The 22626-nt window shown below is 45.2% G+C and carries 19 protein-coding genes and 1 riboswitch; of the genes, 6 read left to right on the top strand and 13 right to left on the bottom strand.

Translation table 11 applies throughout. The annotated features are described in order from the left end of the window. Both apaG and apaH read left to right on the top strand, forming a co-directional pair. Complete coding sequence (gene apaG, locus WDV74_RS02255) at positions 1 to 378, top strand: Co2+/Mg2+ efflux protein ApaG (protein ID WP_338884323.1); 378 nt, start codon at positions 1 to 3, stop codon at positions 376 to 378. A gap of 2 nt (positions 379 to 380) precedes the next feature. Next, positions 381 to 1199 carry a bis(5'-nucleosyl)-tetraphosphatase (symmetrical) ApaH gene (gene apaH, locus WDV74_RS02250; RefSeq protein WP_338884321.1) on the top strand — a complete coding sequence of 273 codons (819 nt, stop codon included), beginning with the start codon at positions 381 to 383 and terminating at the stop codon, positions 1197 to 1199. A 67-nt stretch (positions 1200 to 1266) separates the two neighbouring features. Here apaH and folA read toward each other — a convergent pair whose 3' ends face one another. The 8 genes from folA to nudF form a co-directional block, all read right to left on the bottom strand. After that, positions 1267 to 1752 carry a type 3 dihydrofolate reductase gene (folA, locus tag WDV74_RS02245; RefSeq protein WP_338884320.1) on the bottom strand — a complete coding sequence of 162 codons (486 nt, stop codon included), beginning with the start codon at positions 1750 to 1752 and terminating at the stop codon, positions 1267 to 1269. Positions 1753 to 1998: 246 nt separating this feature from the next. After that, positions 1999 to 3420 (bottom strand): cell division protein FtsP, encoded by a 1422-nt coding sequence (gene ftsP, locus WDV74_RS02240; protein WP_338884319.1) that lies wholly within the window; start codon positions 3418 to 3420, stop codon positions 1999 to 2001. A gap of 297 nt (positions 3421 to 3717) precedes the next feature. Beyond that, positions 3718 to 4455 carry a 1-acylglycerol-3-phosphate O-acyltransferase gene (locus tag WDV74_RS02235; protein WP_338884317.1) on the bottom strand — a complete coding sequence of 246 codons (738 nt, stop codon included), beginning with the start codon at positions 4453 to 4455 and terminating at the stop codon, positions 3718 to 3720. 83 nt (positions 4456 to 4538) lie between these two features. Then, positions 4539 to 6794, bottom strand: a complete 2256-nt coding sequence (parC, locus tag WDV74_RS02230; protein ID WP_338884316.1) for a DNA topoisomerase IV subunit A — start codon at positions 6792 to 6794, stop codon at positions 4539 to 4541. 52 nt (positions 6795 to 6846) lie between these two features. Next, on the bottom strand, positions 6847 to 8742 hold the full coding sequence (gene parE / locus WDV74_RS02225; RefSeq protein WP_338884315.1) for a DNA topoisomerase IV subunit B: 1896 nt from the start codon (positions 8740 to 8742) through the stop codon (positions 6847 to 6849). Positions 8743 to 8815: 73 nt separating this feature from the next. Next, positions 8816 to 9424 carry an esterase YqiA gene (gene yqiA, locus WDV74_RS02220; protein ID WP_338884314.1) on the bottom strand — a complete coding sequence of 203 codons (609 nt, stop codon included), beginning with the start codon at positions 9422 to 9424 and terminating at the stop codon, positions 8816 to 8818. Next, on the bottom strand, positions 9424 to 10266 hold the full coding sequence (cpdA, locus tag WDV74_RS02215; RefSeq protein WP_338884312.1) for a 3',5'-cyclic-AMP phosphodiesterase: 843 nt from the start codon (positions 10264 to 10266) through the stop codon (positions 9424 to 9426). Before cpdA ends, yqiA begins: the two co-directional genes overlap by 1 nt. A 97-nt stretch (positions 10267 to 10363) precedes the next feature. Then, entirely contained in the window at positions 10364 to 11005 is a 642-nt protein-coding gene (gene nudF / locus WDV74_RS02210; RefSeq protein WP_338884310.1) for an ADP-ribose diphosphatase, read from the bottom strand. A 218-nt stretch (positions 11006 to 11223) separates the two neighbouring features. Here nudF and tolC point away from each other — a divergent pair, with 218 nt between their 5' ends. From tolC to WDV74_RS02195, 3 genes are all read left to right on the top strand, one after another. Next, positions 11224 to 12594 carry an outer membrane channel protein TolC gene (tolC, locus tag WDV74_RS02205; RefSeq protein WP_338884309.1) on the top strand — a complete coding sequence of 457 codons (1371 nt, stop codon included), beginning with the start codon at positions 11224 to 11226 and terminating at the stop codon, positions 12592 to 12594. Positions 12595 to 12780: 186 nt separating this feature from the next. Then, a complete protein-coding gene (locus WDV74_RS02200) occupies positions 12781 to 13455 on the top strand; it encodes a DUF1190 family protein (protein ID WP_338885512.1) in 675 nt (224 codons plus the stop codon). Positions 13456 to 13461: 6 nt separating this feature from the next. After that, complete coding sequence (locus WDV74_RS02195; protein WP_338884308.1) at positions 13462 to 14622, top strand: glutathionylspermidine synthase family protein; 1161 nt, start codon at positions 13462 to 13464, stop codon at positions 14620 to 14622. A gap of 5 nt (positions 14623 to 14627) precedes the next feature. Here WDV74_RS02195 and ygiD read toward each other — a convergent pair whose 3' ends face one another. Beyond that, positions 14628 to 15404, bottom strand: a complete 777-nt coding sequence (gene ygiD / locus WDV74_RS02190; RefSeq protein WP_338884306.1) for a 4,5-DOPA dioxygenase extradiol — start codon at positions 15402 to 15404, stop codon at positions 14628 to 14630. 315 nt (positions 15405 to 15719) lie between these two features. Next, positions 15720 to 16373, bottom strand: a complete 654-nt coding sequence (gene ribB, locus WDV74_RS02185) for a 3,4-dihydroxy-2-butanone-4-phosphate synthase (RefSeq protein WP_338884305.1) — start codon at positions 16371 to 16373, stop codon at positions 15720 to 15722. A 118-nt stretch (positions 16374 to 16491) separates the two neighbouring features. Beyond that, positions 16492 to 16676, bottom strand: a riboswitch (FMN riboswitch). Between the two features lie 156 nt (positions 16677 to 16832). On the opposite strand from ribB, the gene WDV74_RS02180 reads away from it, so the two are divergent. Beyond that, positions 16833 to 17108 (top strand): accessory factor UbiK family protein, encoded by a 276-nt coding sequence (locus WDV74_RS02180; protein ID WP_338884303.1) that lies wholly within the window; start codon positions 16833 to 16835, stop codon positions 17106 to 17108. 87 nt (positions 17109 to 17195) lie between these two features. Here the strand turns inward: WDV74_RS02180 and hldE are convergent, their stop codons facing one another. The 3 genes from hldE to WDV74_RS02165 form a co-directional block, all read right to left on the bottom strand. Beyond that, positions 17196 to 18620 (bottom strand): bifunctional D-glycero-beta-D-manno-heptose-7-phosphate kinase/D-glycero-beta-D-manno-heptose 1-phosphate adenylyltransferase HldE, encoded by a 1425-nt coding sequence (hldE, locus tag WDV74_RS02175; RefSeq protein WP_338884302.1) that lies wholly within the window; start codon positions 18618 to 18620, stop codon positions 17196 to 17198. A 126-nt stretch (positions 18621 to 18746) separates the two neighbouring features. Beyond that, positions 18747 to 21599 carry a bifunctional [glutamate--ammonia ligase]-adenylyl-L-tyrosine phosphorylase/[glutamate--ammonia-ligase] adenylyltransferase gene (glnE, locus tag WDV74_RS02170; RefSeq protein WP_338884300.1) on the bottom strand — a complete coding sequence of 951 codons (2853 nt, stop codon included), beginning with the start codon at positions 21597 to 21599 and terminating at the stop codon, positions 18747 to 18749. A gap of 43 nt (positions 21600 to 21642) precedes the next feature. After that, positions 21643 to 22614, bottom strand: coding sequence for a CYTH domain-containing protein (locus tag WDV74_RS02165; RefSeq protein ID WP_338884298.1), 972 nt, complete (start codon positions 22612 to 22614; stop codon positions 21643 to 21645). Positions 22615 to 22626 lie beyond the last annotated feature (12 nt).

The raw sequence follows: 22626 nt of genomic DNA, 5'->3' as shown, positions 1-22626 counted from the left end.
ATGCTCAATGAACCAAGAATTCATATCCAAGTACAAAGTACTTACGTAGAAAGTCAATCACAGCCGGAACAACGACGTTTTGTGTTTGCTTATACCGTATCAATTCGTAATCTTGGGCATTCCCCTGTGCAACTTATCAGCCGTTACTGGCGCATTACCAACAGTGATGGTCACCTAACCGAAGTTCAGGGTGAAGGGGTTGTGGGAAAACAACCTTTGATCCCACCGGGAACAGAATATCGCTATAGCAGCGGCGCTATTTTGGAAACACCTCTGGGGACAATGGAAGGCCATTATCAAATGATTGATCATGATGGCCGCCCGTTCCGTGTCACCATTCCCGTGTTCCGATTGGCTATTCCAACACTGATAAATTAATTATGTCTACATACCTTATTGGCGATATTCACGGTTGTTATCGTGAATTTCGTTCCTTGTTAGAACAAGTCAATTTTAATCCCAGTGACGACACCTTATGGTTAACAGGCGATTTAGTCGCCCGTGGTCCTGACTCATTGGCAGTACTTCGCTACATTAAGCAACTTGGCTCCGCGGTTAAACTGGTGTTGGGCAATCACGATCTGCATCTGTTGGCGGTTTACGCTAAAATCAGCCGCAATAAACCGAAAGACTTGTTAGATGAATTACTCACAGCACCAGATGTTGATGAATTAATAAATTGGTTGAGAAAACAGCCAATGCTGCAAGTTGATGAAGGGCTGAAACTCGTCATGGCACATGCAGGGATTACCCCACAATGGGATCTGGAAACAGCCAAAATATGTGCCCGTGAAGTGGAAGCCATTCTTCGCAGTGACAGTTATCCCTTGTTTCTCAATGAAATGTATGGGGATATGCCGAATAATTGGACACCAGAGTTAAGCGGACTTGCTCGATTACGTTACAGTACCAATGCGTTGACCCGGATGCGTTATTGTTTTCCACATGGTCAATTAGATATGAGTTGCAAAGCAAAACCGGAAAATGCGCCTGCCCCGCTAAGACCTTGGTTCGAATTACCACGCCGCATTCCTGAAGACTATTCCGTCGCCTTTGGTCACTGGGCAGCCCTGGAAGGCCAGGGGACACCTGCTGGTATCTATGCCTTAGATACGGGGTGTTGTTGGGGAGGTAAATTGACCCTGCTTCGTTGGGAAGATAAGCAATATTTCAGCCAAAAGTCATTACTCAAATCATAAGTCTGATAAATAATAAACCTGCCTATGACACTGGAGTGCCCCAAGGCACTCCACACGTAAGATTAACTCAATCTCGGCGTTCCAGAATTTCAAAACAATAGCCATGGGAATTGTTTTCATCTGCATCGTGATATTCGGTAAACGTTGAATTCCATTCATCAGGCTCATAATCAGGGAAATGCGTGTCACCAATCACTTCTGCATCAATGTGAGTCAGATACATACGATGAGCCAGAGGAATAAATTGTTCATAAATTTTTCCTCCTCCCATCACCATCACTTCTTTAACATCGCCAGCGGCAGCTAAAGCAGCTTCAATAGAGTTAACCCAAGTAACCCGATCATCATTTGCAGGTTGACTGCTGATCACGATATTCAGGCGCCCTGGCAAAGGACGGCCAATCGACTCATAAGTCACTCGCCCCATTACAACCGGCTTTCCAAGTGTATTGCGTTTAAACCAGGCTAAATCACCCGGCAAAGTCCATGGCATGGCATTTTCCATACCGATAACTCGATCCATAGCCATCGCAGCAATCAAGCTGATAATCATTAAATCACCTTACAGCCAAGTAGTATGAAAATTTGGGACACTATACGGAAAGGGTTACTCTCAGTCGATATGATTAACAATTTATTACAAACAAATAGTTAGTTTACCCGCTAATTGTTAAACAAGCCGCTGTTTAACAGCTTATTACTTAACAATAAGGCAAAAAAATAACAATTTTATTCAATTTTACAGAACATCTATCTAAAACAGCGCCGAAAATGAGTAAAGCCAAAGCAAAAATTTCATTTAAAAACCAGCAGGATCAACAAGTAACTGGCCGGCAACCCCACTATCTGCCATCTCTAATATCTGGCTGTAATACATGAAAGGAAAATGTTCATAAGACGGCTGCATCATATTAACCAGCAACTCTGCCCGGTTATCAATCCAAACGGTATCTTTCCAACCATAATCCTGTGGCTCTGGACGGTTACCATTCAAGCTAATGACTTTAAACCTGACCCCTTCAATATGGAAAGGCTGGGGTACTGACGTTGTGACTATCCAACGTTCCCATGCTTCTTGTTGGCTTGTGATATCGATTCGATGCGCATTCAGCAGTGAACCATTAATCCCTTGAGAATAATCTCCCAAATCAATCTGACGACTTTGAATGGAAGAGTTAATTTGTGGATTATCAACAATAAGCTGAGTCGGTAGTTGATCTGTCACCAGAGGGAGCAATCCGCTGGCTTTCAGGGTTAATACTGTGGTCGACAGCAGTTTATTTGAAGACTCAAAAAAGCCTTTTAAACGATCGATTATGCCAGCGGATTCTCCCGCAGTAACGGTAATACTCTCCACTTTCGACATATCAACCAAAACTTCACGACGCTCTCCTGGTGCAAGAGACAATAGCTGAACTGCCACGGGAGCAGGCAGCAAGCCTTGATCAGTGGCAATCATGTAGAAAGGACGACCATCACTGAGCTGCAATTGATATCGACGGGCATTAGATGCATTCAGGAAACGCAACCTAACCCAACCTCTGGCAACTTCCACAAAAGGATTTTCGACACCATTAACCATCAGAGTATCACCAAGGAACCCTTGATTAGCCGGCGGGTTATATTGCGGTACACCAAAATTATCCAATCGCTTATCTTGCAAGATAACGGGAAAATCATCGACACCATAATGTCTGGGTAAAGGCAGTCTGCGGCTGCTTTCGTCTTCCACCAACCACATACCAGCAAGGCCAGCATAAACATGCCGAGCCATTCGATTTGGGGTATTAGCATGATACCAACAGGTTGCTGCAACTTGATCTATAGGGATAACCGGCGACCAACTTTCCCCCGGTGCCATCAAACGCGCTGAGCCTCCCATCAAGGTTCCTGGCACCAATAATCCCCCAACTGTCATTGAAACCGGTTCAGACAGCCGATTGCTATAGATCAGTTTGACATCATCCCCTCGGTGAACCCGAATAGTTGGCCCTAAATAATGTCCGTTGATGCCCCAGACTTGAGCCTTATTATGACCATTAAACGACCAGGTGGCTTTTTGTATAGCTAAAAACAGGGGTTGCCCTCTGCGAGACTCCAATAAAGGAGGGAGTGGCAATTTTGTTTGTTGATTTTTGTTGGCTCGAACGACAAAAGGAAGTGCCCCTAAACACATTGCCAAACCAGAAGCCTGAATAAATTGGCGCCGACTCAGTGACATACTTTCTCCACAGAAGATCTCCACAGAAGGAATAGTCTCTCTACGATAGAAATAATTTTCACAGCAAGAATAGCAATTCCCAATGATGGCTTAATTCAAATAATGACTGGGATGAATACACTGATATTCTGGCTATCAGGATTTATTATTCTATCGATTGCGTTTAATAAAAACGTTAATTTATTAAACGCAATCATATCGCGAATAGGAAAAAATTCCTAAAATTATCTAAAACTTATAGTGATAATCCGTCCAACATGTGGAAAAACATATTTGAGAATTCCGGCTAATTGATCATCATTTAGATCTACGCTGATTAAGCATCTCGACTTCTTTATCCAATTCTTCAATTTTTGTTTTCATCAATTGTCGGCAGTATTCTGCCAATTCACGAACCTGATCTTTAGTATATTTCGTGGTATCAATCGGGGGCAACATTTCAACAATGACGGTGCCATTATCCCAACGATTTAGTTTTATTTTATCGTGTGTTGTAGAAGCACAAACCGGTATAATAGGTGCACCTGCTGCAATCGCGGCATGAAAAGCACCTGTTTTAAAAGGCATCAACCCACGACCACGACTGCGCGTTCCTTCTGGAAACATCCAAACCGAAACCCGATTTTTTCTGATCTGTTCGACAACCTGTGAAATCGTGCCATGTGCTTTTGTCCGATTATCTCTGTCAATCAAAATATTACCTGTCAGCCAATAAAGCTGGCCAAAGAAGGGAATAAAAACCAGGCTTTTTTTGCCCACGGTGACTGTACGTGGCTGCACCGCATTCGACATCGTAACCATGTCGTAATTATTCTGGTGATTGCCGATATAAATGCTAGGCCCATATTCCTGTGCTCCCTCTGGAATACGTTCTAGTAGCTTAATACCAAGTACTTTATGCAATTTGCCAAATGCATGTCCAAAAGTCATAACATGACGTGGGTTGCGTGGGCTGAATAAACAGTAGATACCCCCAAAAATAAAGAGCAGTATTCCAAACAGAATAACAATAATTCCCCGAATGATTGCTAGCATAGTGGCCTCTTGTTGAAAGGCCAGTGTATTCATTACACTGGCCTAAAATTACGATTTATACCTTTCACTCTGCAATTTGCAGCTTAATTGTTTGTATTACAAACCACTTCAACGCGCTCAACACGCTGTAACCCGCGAGGCAGAGGTGCTCCCTTGCGCCCTCTCTCTGCCCTGAATTTCTGTAAATCTTCAGAACGTAGCAGTAACTTGCGTTTGCCAAAGTAAAGCGTGATGGAAGATTGTGGTGGCAATACCAGTAACCAAGCCAACATATCTTCGCCTGATGCAGCCTGTGCCGCCGGAATAGAAACAATCTTATTGCCCTTGCCCTTTGAAAGCTGTGGCAAATCAGTCACTGGAAACATCAACATACGGCCCGCTTTGGTAATCGCCAGTAACATGTCTTCCTGTTCGTTGTTAATCTCCAACGGCGGCATCACCTTGGCATTTTCAGGCAAAGTAATCATCGCCTTGCCTGCTCGATTCTTGGCAATCAGGTCATTAAAAGTACAGATAAAACCATATCCCGCATCAGATGCCATCAAGAATTTCTGATCTTCTTTCGCCATCAAAAGATGCTCAACCGATGCCCCAGCCGGCAACGCCAGTTTGCCCGTCAACGGTTCTCCCTGCCCTCTGGCTGAAGGTAAATCCAACGGATCAACGGAATAACTGCGCCCTGTAGTATCAATAAAGACCACGGGCTGGTTACTCTTGCCACGTACCGCACTGCGGAAGCTGTCACCAGATTTGTAATTTAAGCCAGCCGGATCAATCTCGTGCCCTTTCGCACTACGTACCCAGCCCATTTCTGACATAATGACGGTAATCGGCTCAGATGGCAGGATGTCATGATCACTCATGGCCTTCGCTTCCGTGCGCTCTTTCAGTGGCGAACGACGGTCATCACCGTAGCTTTCTGCATCGGCAATAATCTCTTTTTTCAGTAACGTATTTAACTTACGCTCAGAACCCAAAATCGCCTGAAGTTTATCACGTTCTTTCGCCAGCTCATCCTGCTCGCCACGGATTTTGACTTCTTCCAGTTTCGCCAAATGACGCAATTTCAGTTCAAGAATGGCTTCTGCCTGCGTTTCGGTTAAGTCAAAACGCTGCATCAATACTGATTTCGGCTCATCTTCATTGCGAATAATGTGGATGACTTCATCAATATTAAGATAGGCCGCCAGTAAACCTTCCAGGATATGCAAACGCTTAAGCACTTTTTCCAGGCGATAATTCAAGCGATTACGCACGGTTTCACGACGGAAAATCAGCCATTCACTAAGGATCTCAACCAATCCCTTAACCGCAGGACGATTATCCAAACCGATCATGTTGAGATTGATGCGATAGCTTTTTTCCAGATCGGTGGTTGCAAACAGGTGGTTCATTACCTGCTCAACATCCACGCGGTTAGTACGCGGAACAATCACTAAACGGGTTGGATTTTCATGATCAGACTCGTCACGCAGATCATCCACCATCGGCAATTTTTTCGCCCGCATTTGGCTGGCAATTTGCTCTAATATCTTTGCGCCAGATACCTGGTGAGGCAAGGCGGTGATAACTACGTTACCTTCTTCTTTCGACCAAACCGCCCGCATCCGCACCGAACCTCGGCCATTTTTGTAGATCTTGCGGATATCTTCTTTTGACGTGATGATCTCAGCTTCTGTTGGATAGTCCGGCCCTTTGACATATTCCATCGCCTCATCAAGCGATAGATCAGGTTTATCCAACATGGCAATCAGTGCATTCGCAACCTCACGCGCATTGTGTGGCGGAATGTCTGTTGCCATACCCACGGCAATGCCGGTGGTGCCATTGAGTAAGATATTAGGCAGACGTGCAGGCAAACACTTAGGCTCCTGCAATGTACCATCAAAGTTTGGCACCCAATCTACGGTTCCTTGCCCCAACTCAGACAGTAACAATTCGGCATATTTAGACAAGCGAGATTCGGTATAACGCATCGCCGCAAAGGATTTTGGATCATCCGGTGCGCCCCAGTTTCCTTGCCCATCGACTAACGGATAGCGGTATGAGAAAGGTTGTGCCATCAAAACCATAGCTTCATAACAAGCTCCATCGCCATGCGGGTGATATTTGCCGAGAACATCACCGACGGTACGGGCAGATTTCTTAAATTTGGCACTGCTACTCAGCCCAAGTTCTGACATCGCATAGACAATACGACGCTGAACGGGCTTTAAGCCATCACCGATAAAAGGCAACGCCCTGTCCATGATGACGTACATGGAGTAATTCAAATAGGCATTTTCAGTGAACGTGTGAAGCGGCTGACGCTCCACACCATCGTGAGTTATCTCACTCATGTATTAATTTCCTCAGGATCTATATTGACTACCTTTGCGCTCAATTCATGCGCTAAACTTCGATATCGATGGAATCGCCCTTCTCTTGCAGCCAATTACGGCGATCTTCTGAACGTTTCTTTGCCAGAAGCATATCCATGACAGAGAGAGTTTCTTGGTAATTTTCATCGTCGATAGTCAATTGCACCAGACGGCGAGTGTTAGGATCTAACGTGGTTTCGCGCAACTGTATTGGATTCATTTCTCCCAATCCTTTAAAGCGCTGAACGTTCGGCTTACCCCGCTTACGGCTCAGACGATCCAAAATAGCGTTTTTTTCCCCTTCATCCAGTGCATAATACACTTCTTTGCCGAGATCAACGCGATACAGCGGTGGCATTGCCATGTAGACATGCCCACGTTTCACCAATGTCGGGAAATGACGGACAAACAGGGCGCACAGCAATGTTGCAATGTGTAATCCATCAGAATCTGCGTCCGCCAGTATGCAAATTTTACCGTAGCGTAGTTGGCTTAGATCGTCACTATCCGGATCAATACCAATCGCAACAGAAATATCATGAACTTCCTGCGAAGCCAGAACTTCATCCGAGGAGACTTCCCATGTATTCAGGATTTTTCCGCGCAGTGGCATGATCGCTTGAAACTCACGATCACGAGCTTGTTTCGCAGAGCCTCCCGCGGAATCCCCTTCCACTAAAAACAGTTCAGTAACATTGAGATCTTGCGCAGTACAGTCTGCCAATTTACCCGGCAAGGCAGGGCCATTGGTCAGCTTTTTACGTACTACTTTCTTCGCTGCCCGCATTCTACGCTGCGCACTGGCAATCGCCATTTCAGCGAGTTGCTCCGCATCTTGAATATGCTGGTTCAGCCACAAGCTGAATGCATCTTTTACCACGCCAGAAACGAAAGCCGCAGACTGGCGAGAAGAGAGACGCTCTTTGGTTTGGCCGGCAAATTGCGGATCTTGCATTTTAAGCGATAGCACATAAGCACAGCGCTCCCAAATATCATCGGCAGAGAGTTTAACCCCACGTGGCAATATATTGCGGAATTCGCAGAATTCACGCATGGCATCCAATAACCCCTGACGCAAGCCATTAACATGGGTGCCGCCTTGTACCGTTGGGATCAAGTTGACGTAGCTTTCCGTCAATAATTCTCCACCTTCCGGTAGCCAGAGCACTGCCCAATCAACTGCTTCAGTATCTCCACTTAATGTGCCGACAAAAGGGGCTTGTGGCAATGTGACCAGCCCGTTGACGGCTTCCAGCAGGTAATCTGTCAACCCATCGGCATAACACCATTTCTGTTCGGTATCGTTCAGTTTGTCTTTAAAAACGATCTCAACACCCGGACACAGTACCGCCTTGGCTTTCAGCAAATGCGTCAAACGGGTGGCAGAAAAACGGGGTGTATCGAAATAGTTTTCATCTGGCCAGAAATGGACACTTGTTCCAGTATTGCGTTTGCCACAACTGCCAATAACTTCCAATTCTTGTACTTTTTCACCATTTTCAAAGGCGATTTGGTGTACCTGACTGTTACGACGAACAGTCACCTCCACACGTTTGGAGAGGGCGTTAACTACCGAGATCCCAACCCCATGCAAGCCACCAGAAAATTGGTAATTTTTATTAGAAAATTTTCCGCCCGCATGCAAGCGGGTCAAAATCAATTCAACAGCAGAAACTTTTTCTTCAGGATGGATATCAACCGGCATACCACGGCCATCATCTATCACTTCCAGAGACTGATCGCTGTGAAGGATTACTTCAATATGCTTCGCGTGACCAGCCAGAGCTTCGTCCACACTGTTATCGATCACTTCCTGTGCCAGATGATTCGGACGGGCTGTATCAGTATACATTCCGGGACGACGACGTACTGGCTCCAGGCCACTGAGGACTTCAATAGCCTCTGCGTTGTAACTAGATTGAGTCATGTTGTAATTCTGTCGGTTGCTTCGTTATTAGAGGGCCAATCAGTATTGATATACTGTTGATAATACCAGTCGCTTACCTATTTTTGGCAATTTTTTTACTATTGCCACTGGTTAGCCCTAAGAAGTCAATGATTTGAGGGAAATAATATTCGAAACCAATAAAAGCATGATTCCCACCAGATTCAACCGTCTGTCGGCACTGCATCAGATAAGTAACAGCCTGACGGTAATCGAGCACTTCATCCCCTGTTTGCTGCAATAACCAAATAAGATCCGGCGATTCCAGCGGGTCAATGTGCATCACTTTGAGATCATGTATGTGGCTTGGTTTGAGAGTATAACGCTCTTCGGTATAAGGATTCACGTTTTCCCCAAGATAATTCTGAAGCAAGTCGAAAGGACGTACAGCAGGATTGACAACCACGGCGGGCAAACCAAAGCACTGGGAAAGCCAGATAGCCAGATAACCGCCCAGAGAAGAGCCTACCAGCCCAATATTTTCACCGGCATGTGCCATCACCAGTTCTTCCAGTAAGATAGCCGCATCTTCGGGATAGGGGGGCAATTGTGGCACCAGCATGTCAATTTCAGGGTGCTGCTGGTGTAGCCACGCTTTCAGCGTATTCGCTTTCGCTGATTGAGGGGAACTATTGAAACCATGTAAGTAGAGTAATATCGACATTAATACCCGTCCGAATCTAAATCCGGGCAAAATTCGTTACTCTTAAGTCTGTGAACCTGTGTCTGCAATTTCGCTTCTTTATTATTGCCAGTCACAGACAGTTCGAGATAACGCCACCCCGGAGCCACTGTATCAAGCATAAAATTAGTACAATGTGGCTTAAATTGCACACAGGTTGATGGAGTTGCCATAACACGAATACCGTTCCAAGTTTCATCAACTTCTTGATGGATATGCCCACATAGTATGGCTTTCACTTGGGTTTTGCCTTTCAAACATTCTGATAATTCGGGAGCATTACGCAAACTGTGTTGATCCAACCATGTGCATCCAGACGGAATCGGGTGATGGTGAAGCATAATTATCGCATGGCGATCACTGTGTTCATCCAGACATTTTTTCATCCACTCAAGCTGATAATCCGTCAATTCGCCATGAGGAACACCTTGCACCTGACTGTCCAGCATTATCAACTGCCAATGCTGTCCGATAAATATCTGCTTGGAAGGTAAAATGCCTGCTGCTGCCAACGTGTCAACCATCGCGGGTTGATAATCATGATTACCGGGTAACCAAACACAAGGTGCAGGTAAACGCGCAATGCCATCAGCAAAATGCTGGTAAGCATTGATGGTCTGATCTTGTACCAAGTCACCTGTCGCAACGATCAAATCAATATCGAGATTTTGCTGCAAGATCATATCCAATACCGCATGATAACTGCGATAGGTATTGACTCCCAGCAATGAGTCTCCCTGATTAGCAAAAAGGTGCGTGTCGGTAATTTGCAGTATTCTGGCTGTGGCGCCTTCTGCCACAGGTACTTCAAGCAGGCTTTCCAAAAGGTTTCCTTTTCCTGTCGATCATAAGGATGATTTTAACGTGTCTTTATGCAAAAGATCTGCTGGCTGGGGCACACTTCCCGTTTTCCAACATAAATTAGGAATGATTACCCAACCACTTTTTCCTAAGTTTTTCATGGTGCAATGCCAGCCACTGTATTGCAATAACTGACGCCGCATTATCGATAATGCCCTCTTCTACCCACTGATAGGCTTGCTCGCGACTCACAACCAGAACGCGAATATCTTCATGCTCACCTTCCAAACCATGAACCCCTGAGGCAGTGGTGGCATCGACTTCACCGACAAAGATATGCATGCGCTCTGTCGTACCGCCAGGACTGGAAAGATAACTTAATGCCGGCTGGCAGCGTTTAACCTCAATTCCTGCCTCTTCTACAGCTTCGCGACGGACAACCTGTTCAGCATCTTCTCCCGCTTCGATCATGCCAGCAATCACTTCCAGCAGCCACGGCGTATGACTGGTCTCAATCGCCGGAATACGGATTTGTTCAATCAAAACAATTTCATCGCGCACTGGATCATAAGGCAACAAAACGCCGGCATGACCTCGCTCAAAAACTTCACGTTTAATGGTTTCACTCCAACCACCACGAAATAGACGATGCTGGAATTGATATTCTGTCATTTTAAAAAAACCGCGATAAAGCGTTTTTTGAGAAATAACTTCGACGTCTTGTTTAGTAAAAGTATATGGCGAGGCAAGATCTTTACTCATAAAATCTCCTGATTAGTTTTTAAAATTTCCTATTATTAAAAGGTATTTTTTTATATTGATCTAAATAAATTCATTTTGATGATACAAGCAAGCAGAAAAATGAGACAATATGGCACAAACAGCCACCCTACCCTGCTGGCATTCTCTGCTAGAATCTGTGGTATTAGTTTTTATGCAGAGGCAACTTAAGCAAAATAGCTGCACAACAAGGAACGCAAATGAAAAAATTGCTCTCTCTTTTTATCGCTATGAATCTGGTAGGTTTTAGTACTTCAAGTTATGCTGCGGATTTACTCCAGATTTATCAGCAGGCAAAAGAAACAAACCCTGAATTGCTTAAGGCACAGGCCGACCGTAATTCAGTAGTTGAAAAGATTAATCAAGCTCGTAGCTCTTTATTGCCCCAATTGGGGTTGAGTGCAGATGTCAATTATGGCAAGGGCTTTCGTAATCGTGTCGCGAGAAATACAGAATCCCACGGTACAAGTGCAGGCTTACAATTGACCCAAACCATCTTCGATATGGCAAAATGGAACCAACTGAACCAATCTGAGAAAAACGCCGGTATTGCAGATGTCAATTACCAAACAGCCCAACAAAAATTAATTCTGGATACCGCCCAGGCCTATTTTGACGTTCTGAATAAAATTGATACCCTGACCTATACAGAAGCGCAAAAAACCTCTCTGTATCGTCAGTTGGATCAAACAACCCAACGCTTTAATGTCGGTCTAGTTGCCATTACTGACGTCCAAAATGCTCGCGCCCAGTATGATTCTATTCTGGCAATGGAAGTTTCCGATCGTAACAACCTGGAGAATGCGTTAGAAAAACTGCGCATGATTACGGGGACTTATTATCCACAATTGGCAGCATTAAATATTGATCAGTTTAAAACTAAGCAACCTGAATCAGCTAATACCGTACTGAAAGAAGCCGAAACCCGTAACTTGAGCTTATTATCTGCACGCTTAACCCAGGATTTAAGACGCGAACAGATCAAAGAAATGCAGACCGGCTATATGCCGACAGTTAATTTAACTGCAAATACGGGGATCAGTAACAGTCATAAACGCGGTATTGATAGATCAGACACATATGACGGAAATAATTCAGTTAGATTATCCTTAAATTTACCGCTGTTTAATGGTGGGAGCACCTATTCTCAAGTTGAACAAGCAAAATATAATTTTGTCAGCGCCAGTCAGGATTTGGAAAACATCTATCGTAAAGTAATACAAGAAGTGCATTCCACCTCCAATAATATTTCTGCCGCTATCAGTAGCATCGAAGCCAATAAACAGGCCGTACTCTCCGCGCAAAGCTCATTGGATTCAATGGAAGCGGGCTATCAAGTGGGAACCCGTACTATCGTTGATGTGTTGGAAGCAACCACCAAGTTGTATCAAGCCAAGCAAAATTTATCCAAAGCCCGTTATGATTACCTGCTTGCCCAATTACATATCCAGCAAACACGTGGTACGCTGAATGAAAATGATTTGCTAGAGTTGAATAAGATGCTAGGCGCACAGATCTCAACCTCTGCCAGCAATATCATTAAAGAGATGAAAACACCATCAGTTCGCTGAATTAATGCACTATCGTTCTCAATTGAAAAACGTTATATTAAAAACGCTATACTAATAGAAAGCAGCCGACGATTTATCGGGCTGCTTTTTAGCACATCCCTGAGAGCCGTTCCCATTGAACACAATAAAATGGGGTAAGGCTCTTAATCTTAACCAGAGACCTTCAAGATGGATGCCCCTATGACAATGAAACGGACAAAAGAGATAAACCGCGATTCTTTCCGTAAAATTTGGCAAAGCTATCGTCTGACACCTGTCGCGCTTGCTGTCAGTGCCGTTTTCATGCTTTCTGCCTGTGAACAAAATGATGAAACGGTATCACTCTATACAAATGCCGATGAGTGCTCCCAGGCGAATCCTTCTCAAAGTGAACAATGCAAGACCGCCTACAACAACGCCCTGAAAGAAGCGGAAAAAACCGCACCGAAATATGCGACTCGCGAAGAGTGTGTGGCTGAATTCGGTGAACAACAATGTACGCAAACCCCAGCTCAGGCGGGTGTCGGTCAGCAGGCTCAGGCACAAAACAGTAGCGGCAGTTTCTGGATGCCTTTGATGGCAGGTTATATGATGGGACGCTTAATGGGCGGTAGCTCTGCACCATCACAACCGTTGTTCACATCACAATCAGCTTCCAGCCCAGCAAATGGTAAGTTTGTTGATGCGACAGGTAAAAGCTATGGCCCAGCCACCGCAGGTGGTCGCAGCATGACCGTGCCAAAAACGGCGATGGCGCCAAAACCAGCAACCACAACCACGATTACCCGTGGTGGGTTCGGTGAATCCGTGGCAAAACAATCTGCCATGCAGCGTTCATCTGCCAGCTCAAGTTCCAGTTCTTCCCGCTCTATGGGTGGTTAATCAAAGATGAAACGCATTGGTATTACCGAACGCCCGGATTGGCGCGAAAAAGCAGCAGAGTTTGGTTTTAATTTTCACACCATGTATGGTCAGCCTTACTGGAGTGAAGACGCTTATTACCAGTTCACCCTGGATCAAATTGAAGAAATTGAAGATGTAACGGCAGAACTGCACCAAATGTGTTTGCAGGTCGTGGAAAAAGTGGTCGATAGTGAAGAGTTGCTGACTAAGTTCCAGATCCCAAAACACTGTTGGGAATTTATCCGCTCTTCATGGGTCACCAGTCAACCTTCGCTCTATTCCCGCCTGGATTTAGCTTATGATGGCAAAAATCCCCCCAAGTTACTGGAAAACAACGCCGATACCCCAACGTCACTGTATGAATCGGCTTTCTTTCAGTGGATCTGGCTGGAAGACCAGATAAATGCAGGCAACCTGCCGTCAAATGCTGATCAGTTCAACAGCCTGCAAGAAAAGCTGATTGAGCGTTTTGCACAGTTACGTGAAAAACATGGGTTTGGCCTGTTGCACATGGCCTGCTGTCAGGACACTGAAGAAGATCGTGGCACCATCCAATATTTGCAGGATTGTGCTGCGGAAGCCGGTATTCCTACCGAATTCCTGTTTATTGAGGATATCGGTTTAGGGGAGAAAGGACAGTTTACTGACTTACAGGATCAAGTGATCAGTAACCTGTTTAAGCTATACCCGTGGGAATTTATGCTGCGTGAGATGTTTTCCACCAAATTGGCTGATGCGGGCGTCCGTTGGCTAGAACCCGCATGGAAAAGCATTATCTCCAATAAAGCACTGCTGCCAATGCTGTGGAAAATGTTCCCAAACCATCCAAACTTGTTGCCTGCCTATTTTGCTGATGAACGCCCTTCCGACATGAATAGCTATGTCATTAAGCCACTGTTCTCCCGTGAAGGTGCCAATATTCGCATCATTGAAAATGGCCATGAAATCGCCAGTGCGGATGGCCCTTATGGGGAAGAAGGCATGATTATCCAACAGTTCCACGCATTGCCAAAATTTGAGGGTAACTATGCGCTGGTCGGTAGCTGGTTAGTGGATGATCAATCTGCGGGTATCTGTATCCGTGAAGATCGTGAGCTGATTACTCAAGATTTGTCACGCTTCTACCCGCATATTATTTTGGATTGATTCAATCAGCCGACCTGAATCGATAACATACTTAAAGAGCCGTCTTCAATCCCCTCAATTGGCGTTGAAATCGGCTCTTTTTTATTCCATGTCCCCATCACATACAGCAATGGCAAAAAATGTTCTGGTGTTGGGTTAGATAATTGACCATCTTCCCTATCCAGGGCATTAAACAAAGGATGAGGCTCTTCCAGGCTGGTTAAACTTTCACGCACAAACTGCTCAAAAGAGAGTGCCCAAGGAAAAGGTTCTGCCCCCAGTTTTGCGGCCGGCAAGTTATGTACAATATTTCCACTCCCTATGATTAAGACACCTTCATCTCGCAGTAATACTAACTTTTTACCTATTTCATAATGAAAAGAAGCTGGTTGATTACAATCCATACTCAGTTGGACAACCGGAATATCAGCATCAGGATACATTTTTGCTAATATTCCCCAAGATCCATGATCCAATCCCCATTGTCCAAAATCAGTCTCGACCTCAATCGGTTCAAGAATATCCTGTACCAATACAGCAAGTTCAGGAAAACCTTTAGCCGGATACTGTTTTTCATGCAATTCTCTGGGAAAGTGACCAAAATCGTGGATAGTTCTGGGCTGTGCCATCGTTGTCACGGCTGTACCCTTCGTGTACCAGTGCGCAGAAATCACCAAAATCGCCCTTGGCCTGGGTAATTTATTCCCCAGTTTAAACCAGGCTCGTGAGTAACAGTTATCTTCAATGGCATTCATTGGGCTGCCATGACCAATGAATAGAGCAGGCATTCTCAGGAGACTCATTTTCGCCCCTTATACAACAAATTAAACATTCGAATAATGAATTCGGATTATGATAAAAAAATTATGACAGGATTAAGACATTCCTTCCTTGAATATCGTCAATCAAAAATGATGGAGTGCCTTAGAAATATTAAAAGGCTACAGGGTGTGGACTGTAGCCTTCCAAAGTACATGCGTATGTCTCCCCATCTTTCAAGTTACCCTATTACTGCATGGCAACTCAAAACCTGTTGAGTATAACCGATATTTCCTGCCCTAATCTGCTCTCTATTCAAATTAAAAAACAAGATTAATTAGGGATTCTTTTAAAACCCGTTAGCTGACTGCCTTTGCCATTTTTAAACGGTAATCTACCAAATCTTCAATAGTGACTACCGGCATATTATGCTGTTTTGCAAATTCAATCACTTCAGGGGCTCGAGCCATTGATCCATCGTCATTTGTCAATTCGCATAGCACACCTGCTGGTTTAAACCCCGCCATTTTGACCAAATCAATGGTCGCTTCGGTGTGACCGCGACGGGTCAAAACTCCTCCTGGTTGCGCACGCAAAGGAAAAACGTGTCCAGGTTGGTTCAGATCACTGGGTTGTGCATCATCGGCAATAGCGGCCTGGATCGTAGTGATGCGATCTGCCGCAGATACCCCTGTTGTCACGCCTTGCGCAGCTTCAATTGAGACCGTGAAAGCGGTTTGATATTGGCTCGAATTGTTTTCCACCATCATGGGTAATTTTAACTGCTGACGGCGCTCTTCGGTCAAACACAAGCAAACAATTCCACTGCCGTGACGGATAGTTAACGCCATTTGCTCTACCGTCATTGTTTCGGCGGCGAAAATCATGTCGCCTTCATTCTCACGGTTTTCGTCATCCAGTACCATCACCCCCTGACTCGCACGCAAAGCAGCAAGCGCACGTTCAACACGTTCAAATGGCGTCCCATATGAGGAAAGTAGCGTCTGATTCATGGTAAAGAACCTCTTTTTGATATATGAATTACCAGAATCAGGGCAATTTTGAGGAGTTCGTGCTGCACAAAAATACGGCAACAAAAACAACAGACAAGTGCAAGCACTCGATTGATGCTGTTATTCTCTCCCATCCGGACTATCACCGTCGGCTCCAGAATCACACTGGATCTGCTGACCTCTGTTTTATCCCCATAAAACAAAGGGATAATGACAAACAGAGCGCTCGCGGGCTGCATAAAATGATCATTCGATATTTTATGTTACCGCCGGTAGGGACTTTCACCCTGCCCTGAGATAAACGATTTCACTATAACGCTAATAATCGGCAGGAGCAATCAGCAAAATCAAATATGAAACCTGGCTCTCAATCATTTATGCTTTCGTCATAGGGTATTAAAATGTTGCCAATACCGTTACGTTATAAAACACTATTACAGTATATAAAGGATGATCACCATGCTCGATCCAAAGAAAATTGAACAAATTGCTCGCCAACTCCACAATTCCATGCCAAAAGGTGTCAAAGAATTTGGCGATGATATGGAAAAAAAATTTCGTGCGGTTCTGCAATCCCAGTTAAGTAAGTTAGATCTTGTTAATCGCGAAGAATTCGATGTTCAGACACAAGTTTTGTTGCGTACCCGTGAAAAATTAGCAGCAATGGAACAACGCCTGAATGAATTGGAAGCTCGTCTCGAAGAAACAGACAAAAAAACACAGCAAGCTGAATAATGTAGTGTAAAAAGAATGTTGTGAGGAAAATTGTGTAAGGAGGATGCCGCTATGCAGCAAAAAGCATAACGGCACATGATACAAAACTTACTGGCTCTTAATGGTCTTGATGATATTGGTTGTGGAAATACCGTCTTCGAAGTTCAATACCTTAACTTCACCACCCGCCGCCCAAACTTCTTCGCTACCCGCGATCTCTTCAGGCTTATAATCACCACCTTTGACCAAAATATCTGGCAGGATATCCGCAATTAAGCGCTGCGGTGTATCTTCCTCAAATGCCACAACCCAGTCCACAGATTCCAGCGCTGATAACACTGTCATGCGTTGTTCCAGCGGATTCACCGGGCGGGTTTCCCCTTTCAGGCGCTTAGTGGATGCATCACTATTGACGGCAACGATCAAACGATCCCCCAATTTACGGGCGTTGGATAGGTAAGAAACGTGTCCCGCATGGAGGATATCAAAACAACCATTCGTCATGACAATCCGTTCACCACGCTGACGCGCCTGTGCGACGGCTTCTTTCAGTTTGGCTTCACTCATTACACCAAATCCAGTTTCTGCACGTCCACGCACCGCATTTTCCAGTTCAACCGGCGATACAGTGGAGGTTCCCAATTTTCCAACTACCACACCGGCGGCTGCATTAGCAAGGTAACAGGCTTCGTTTAGCGGCTTGCCCGCAGCTAATGCCGTTGCCAATACACCTATCACCGTATCTCCTGCGCCGGTAACATCAAAAACTTCTTGTGCCTGAGTTGGCAAGTGCAGGGGCGGCTGCCCAACTTGCAATAAACTCATACCTCTTTCAGAACGTGTGATCAACAGTGCTTTTAGCTCCAAATCCTGCACCAGCTTCGTGCCTTTCTGGACTAAATCATCATCATCCTGGCAGTACCCTACAACAGCCTCAAACTCTGACATATTTGGCGTCAGCAATGTGGCGCCCCGATAGCGGCTAAAATCACTGCCTTTTGGATCGATAAGCACAGGAACATTCGCTTCATTGGCGAGCTTAATCATCGCCTGAATCTGGCTTAGCGCCCCTTTAGCGTAATCCGACAGTACCAAAGCGCCAATATGTGGCAAGGATTGCTGAATTTTTTCCAGCATCGGTTGGGCATCTATATTCTGGAAACCTTCTTCAAAATCCAGACGCAATAATTGTTGATTACGCGATAAGACGCGCAGTTTTGTAATTGTTGGATGAGTTGGGACAGAAACAAAATCACAACGTACTTTCACACTGCTTAGCTTCTCACTCAATGCCCGCGCTGCATCATCAATACCCGTCAAGCCGACCAAACGTGAATTCGCCCCCAAGGAAGCAATATTCATGGCAACGTTAGCCGCACCACCAGGGCGCTCTTCTATAGTTTCGACCTTAACCACCGGAACCGGTGCTTCCGGTGAAATGCGGCTAGTTGGGCCATACCAATAGCGATCTAACATCACATCGCCAACAACCAAAACACCTGCGCGGTGAAAATCCGGGAGGGTTACTTTCATCCCATGCTCCAAATATCAAAATAAACTGTTGCGGATATTACCATAACCAGACTTAGTGCCAGCAAACTCGATCAGGAAAAACGACTATGTCAGCGGCTATCCTAATCCCTTATGCGCTAAGATTATTTATTCAATCTTGTCGTTCTCTAACCATTTTTGCCAGCTATCATGTACCAATGCTTGCTGCTGGCTGAAATGTCCAACGGAAACTTGGCTGGATAACGCCTGCAACGCTAAATGATGCAATTCATCACGCATGGTAATGTAAGCTTGCGTCAACGCCATCGCTTCTTGCTCGTCCATAATATTATGCTGCGCCATTAATTCGAAAATTCGAACATTATCAGACCAACGGGTCAACCTGGCATTTTCTGGCGCATAACGCAGAACCTGATATTGAGCAATAAATTCAATATCCGTGATCCCCCCTGGATCAGCTTTGATATCAAATTGATCTTGTCGATGGCTGCCCAAGTGCCGATGCATTTTTTCTCGCATCTCACGCACCTGTTGACGCAAAAAATCGGGATCGCGAGGAAGGCATAAGGTTTCACGGCGAATACGTTCAAAATCACGCCGCATTTTCTCATCACCGAACACCATGCGTGCACGAACCAACGCCTGATGCTCCCAGGTCCATGCTTCATTTTTTTGGTAATCATCAAAGGCTTCAAGGGTACTGACCAACATTCCCGATTCACCGGATGGCCGCAAACGGGCATCAACGTCATACAATACCCCCGATACAGTTCGGGTACTAAACAGATGAAGGATACGTTGGGCAAGACGCAAATAAAACTGGCGAGCTTCAATGGAACGGGCACCGTCTGTCATCATCCCCATTGGGCAATCCAGCAAGAACACCAGATCCAAATCAGAACCATAACCCAGCTCCCAGCCGCCTAATTTGCCATAACCAATAATGGCAAAACCCAACCCTTGCCGCTGGGATAAATGAGCAGGTGCACCATAGCGTTTTACCATTTGGTTCCACGCTAGCTGCACAACAGCCTCAATAATGGCTTCCGCAAGATAAGTCAGGTGATCACTGACTTTCATCACAGGCAAGACACCCGCAATATCTTCTGCTGCAATCCGCAATAGTTGTGCCTGCTTAAATTGACGTAAAGCCTCCAGCAATTGCTCTTCGTCGTCTTCAGGAAGGCGCAATAAATATTGATAAAGCTCATCACGATAAGCATCCATCGGCAACGGTTGATACAGTGAGTTGGGATCGAGTAGCTCATCTAGCAACAACGGATGTCGAGCAAGCTGGCTGGCGATCATCGGAGAAGCAGCACAGAGCCGGATAACATGGATCATGACCTGTTCTGATTCCAGTATCAACTCCAGATACGTCGTGCGGCTGACGATACTGAGCAACAGAGAAGTAATCCGTGCCAAAACGGTATCAGCATCTTCCCTGGCTGCAATTTTTGCCAACAAACGTGGCATTAACTGGTCAAGCACATCCCTTCCCCGTGGGCCAATGGTGCGCTTACTGACGTCCTGACGAAAAAGCGCCATAACATCAAGCATTTTCTGGGCTTTTTCTTTATCAAGATGAGGAATCAATGCGATAAGTTCATCTGTATTCAAAACTTCCTGCCATAAACTTTTGAACGGGATATGGCCGGACGCTTCACTATGCTCTTCGACTTCATCGCCAATCAATTGTCGGAAAATACTTCGCACCGCACTCATTTTACGTTCGGTTTCTGCCATCAAGTCATTCCAATTGGCAAAATTCATGCCCCAAGAGAGACGAGCACGATCCAACTCATTATCCGGTAAGGTCTGCGTTTGTTGGTCACGTATAGATTGCAGCAAGTTTTCAAGTCGCCGCAAAAACAGGTAACTTTCCTCAAGCTGCTTTAATTGTTCCGTTGGCAATAAAGCCAAATCGTCGATAGCCTGCAATGTCGGCAACAAAGAACGAGATTGCAAGCTCGGCTCCCTTCCTCCACGGATAAGCTGAAAAACTTGGGTGATAAACTCAATTTCACGAATTCCACCCGCACCTAATTTAATATTGTCTTTTAATCCCCGACGACGGACTTCCCGTTCAATCATGCCTTTCATATTGCGCAAAGATTGAATTGCACTGAAATCGATATAACGACGGAAAACGAATGGCCGCAACATCTGGCGCAACTCCTGGCAATAAACCTGCTCATCATTGCCCAAAATACGCGCTTTCACCAAAGCATAACGCTCCCAGTCACGCCCTTGTTCCTGATAATAATCTTCCAATGCCGGAAAACTGAACACTAAAGGGCCACTGTCACCAAATGGACGTAATCTCATATCGACACGATAAACAAATCCGTCTACGGTTTTTTGATCCAGTGCCTTAATTAATTTCTGCCCCAATCGAGTAAAAAACTGGGAATTATCCATTCCCCGACGCCCACCCTGCGTTACGCCATTTTCTGGATAAGCAAAAATAAGGTCAATGTCAGAGGAAAAATTAAGCTCTCCACCCCCCAATTTTCCCATGCCCAAAATCAGCAGTGGCTGTACTACTCCATCACGATTGGCAGGTGTTCCCCAATCCTGACAACAACGCAGATAAAGCCAATCACGGGCGGCTATAATCAAGGTTTCGGCCAACATACTTAATTGCTGCAATGTCTGTTCTGTCGTACTGCTTTGCAATGCCTGCGACCATGCAATCCTGACTAAGATCCGATGGCGGAAAAGTCGTAAACACCGCATTAAACCATGTTCATCATTTACCGCCAGCAGCACTCGTTCCAACCAATGGGAATAATGTTGCCACTCTTCCGGTTGGGGAGGATTTTGGCGAATATCCTCTAGCCATGCGGGATGTGATAACACGTTTTCTGCCACAAACTCACTCAATGACAGCACCGCCTGTTCATCAGGTGAAAAGGGTGTGATTGTCTCTCCTAATGGCGGAAGATTCGTAATGATATGCTGTAATTGTCGGGCTAAAGGCGATGAAAGTGGCCGCATAACTGGTTCTTCCTTATGACCGTTTTTTAAAAAGTAAAAGGGATTATCGGGACTGAGCCAGCAGCCACTGCATTAATGCCAGCTTACATTGCAACCAAGAAGCGCTATAACACAAGGTTTCAGAAGACAAGATTTCAGCCCTCGCATTGTTCATGGATAAAGCCGCCTTTAATTCCAGCAATAAGTCCAAGATCGGTAAACGTTCAGTTTTTCTTTCAACCAGCTTTATTACCCACTGCAAAACCTGCGCTAGTCCTGTTTTACCTTCTGGTAAACCCACCAGCCATCCTTCTTCTTGCTCCTGCCATTGCGCCAAAATTTCAGGTAGAAGCACAGACCATGGCTGCTGCCATTCCAACTCGTTTGGTAATTTTGGCAATGTCTTATGGGACAAACCATGGACAAGCGCATATCCCCGGGCAGCTTTACTTTTATTGGCTAAACGCAGGCCATTCTGTGATGCCAGTTTGTTTGCCAATGACAGGATATCGATAATATTGCCGTTTTTCAGTTCCAGCTCAAACTCACAAATAGGTGATGTCTGATCGCATGAATCTTTATTGCCAGAAAAAATCGTACCTTGATCCAATACCACTTCAATTTCGCTTTCTCCATAGGTCACGAGCCATTTTTCACGGCTAAAGTCGGTACTGAATAATTCCGTCAATTGTGCCTGTAAATGGGCGAGATCGGTATTTTCAGGCCAGATAAGTGCAGGAAACAGTGTCAGGTCTAATTTAGGCTGGGATAACGGGATGTTGAATTCAGGGCGTTGGTGTAACCCACCTATTACTTTACCCGCCGTTTTGATAGTCATCTCATATTGCCCATCAAAACCCCGGATACGCAACCCCATATCCCAACGTCGCAATTGATTATCTGGCGTCTCAAAATAAATATTAGTCAAGTGTTGTGGTGCAGTGTAATCATGAGGAAACTGAAATAATTGCTGGCGAACTGCCGGTATTGCATCAGGCTTCACGGACAGTTTCAATTCTATTTCTACAGAACTCATATTTTTTATTCC

Origin of the sequence: Xenorhabdus sp. TH1 (assembly GCF_037260955.1) — a bacterium.
Taxonomy (GTDB): domain Bacteria; phylum Pseudomonadota; class Gammaproteobacteria; order Enterobacterales; family Enterobacteriaceae; genus Xenorhabdus; species Xenorhabdus griffiniae.
Note: the sequence above shows the minus strand (reverse complement) of the source record. Positions and strands in the feature narration are given on the sequence as shown.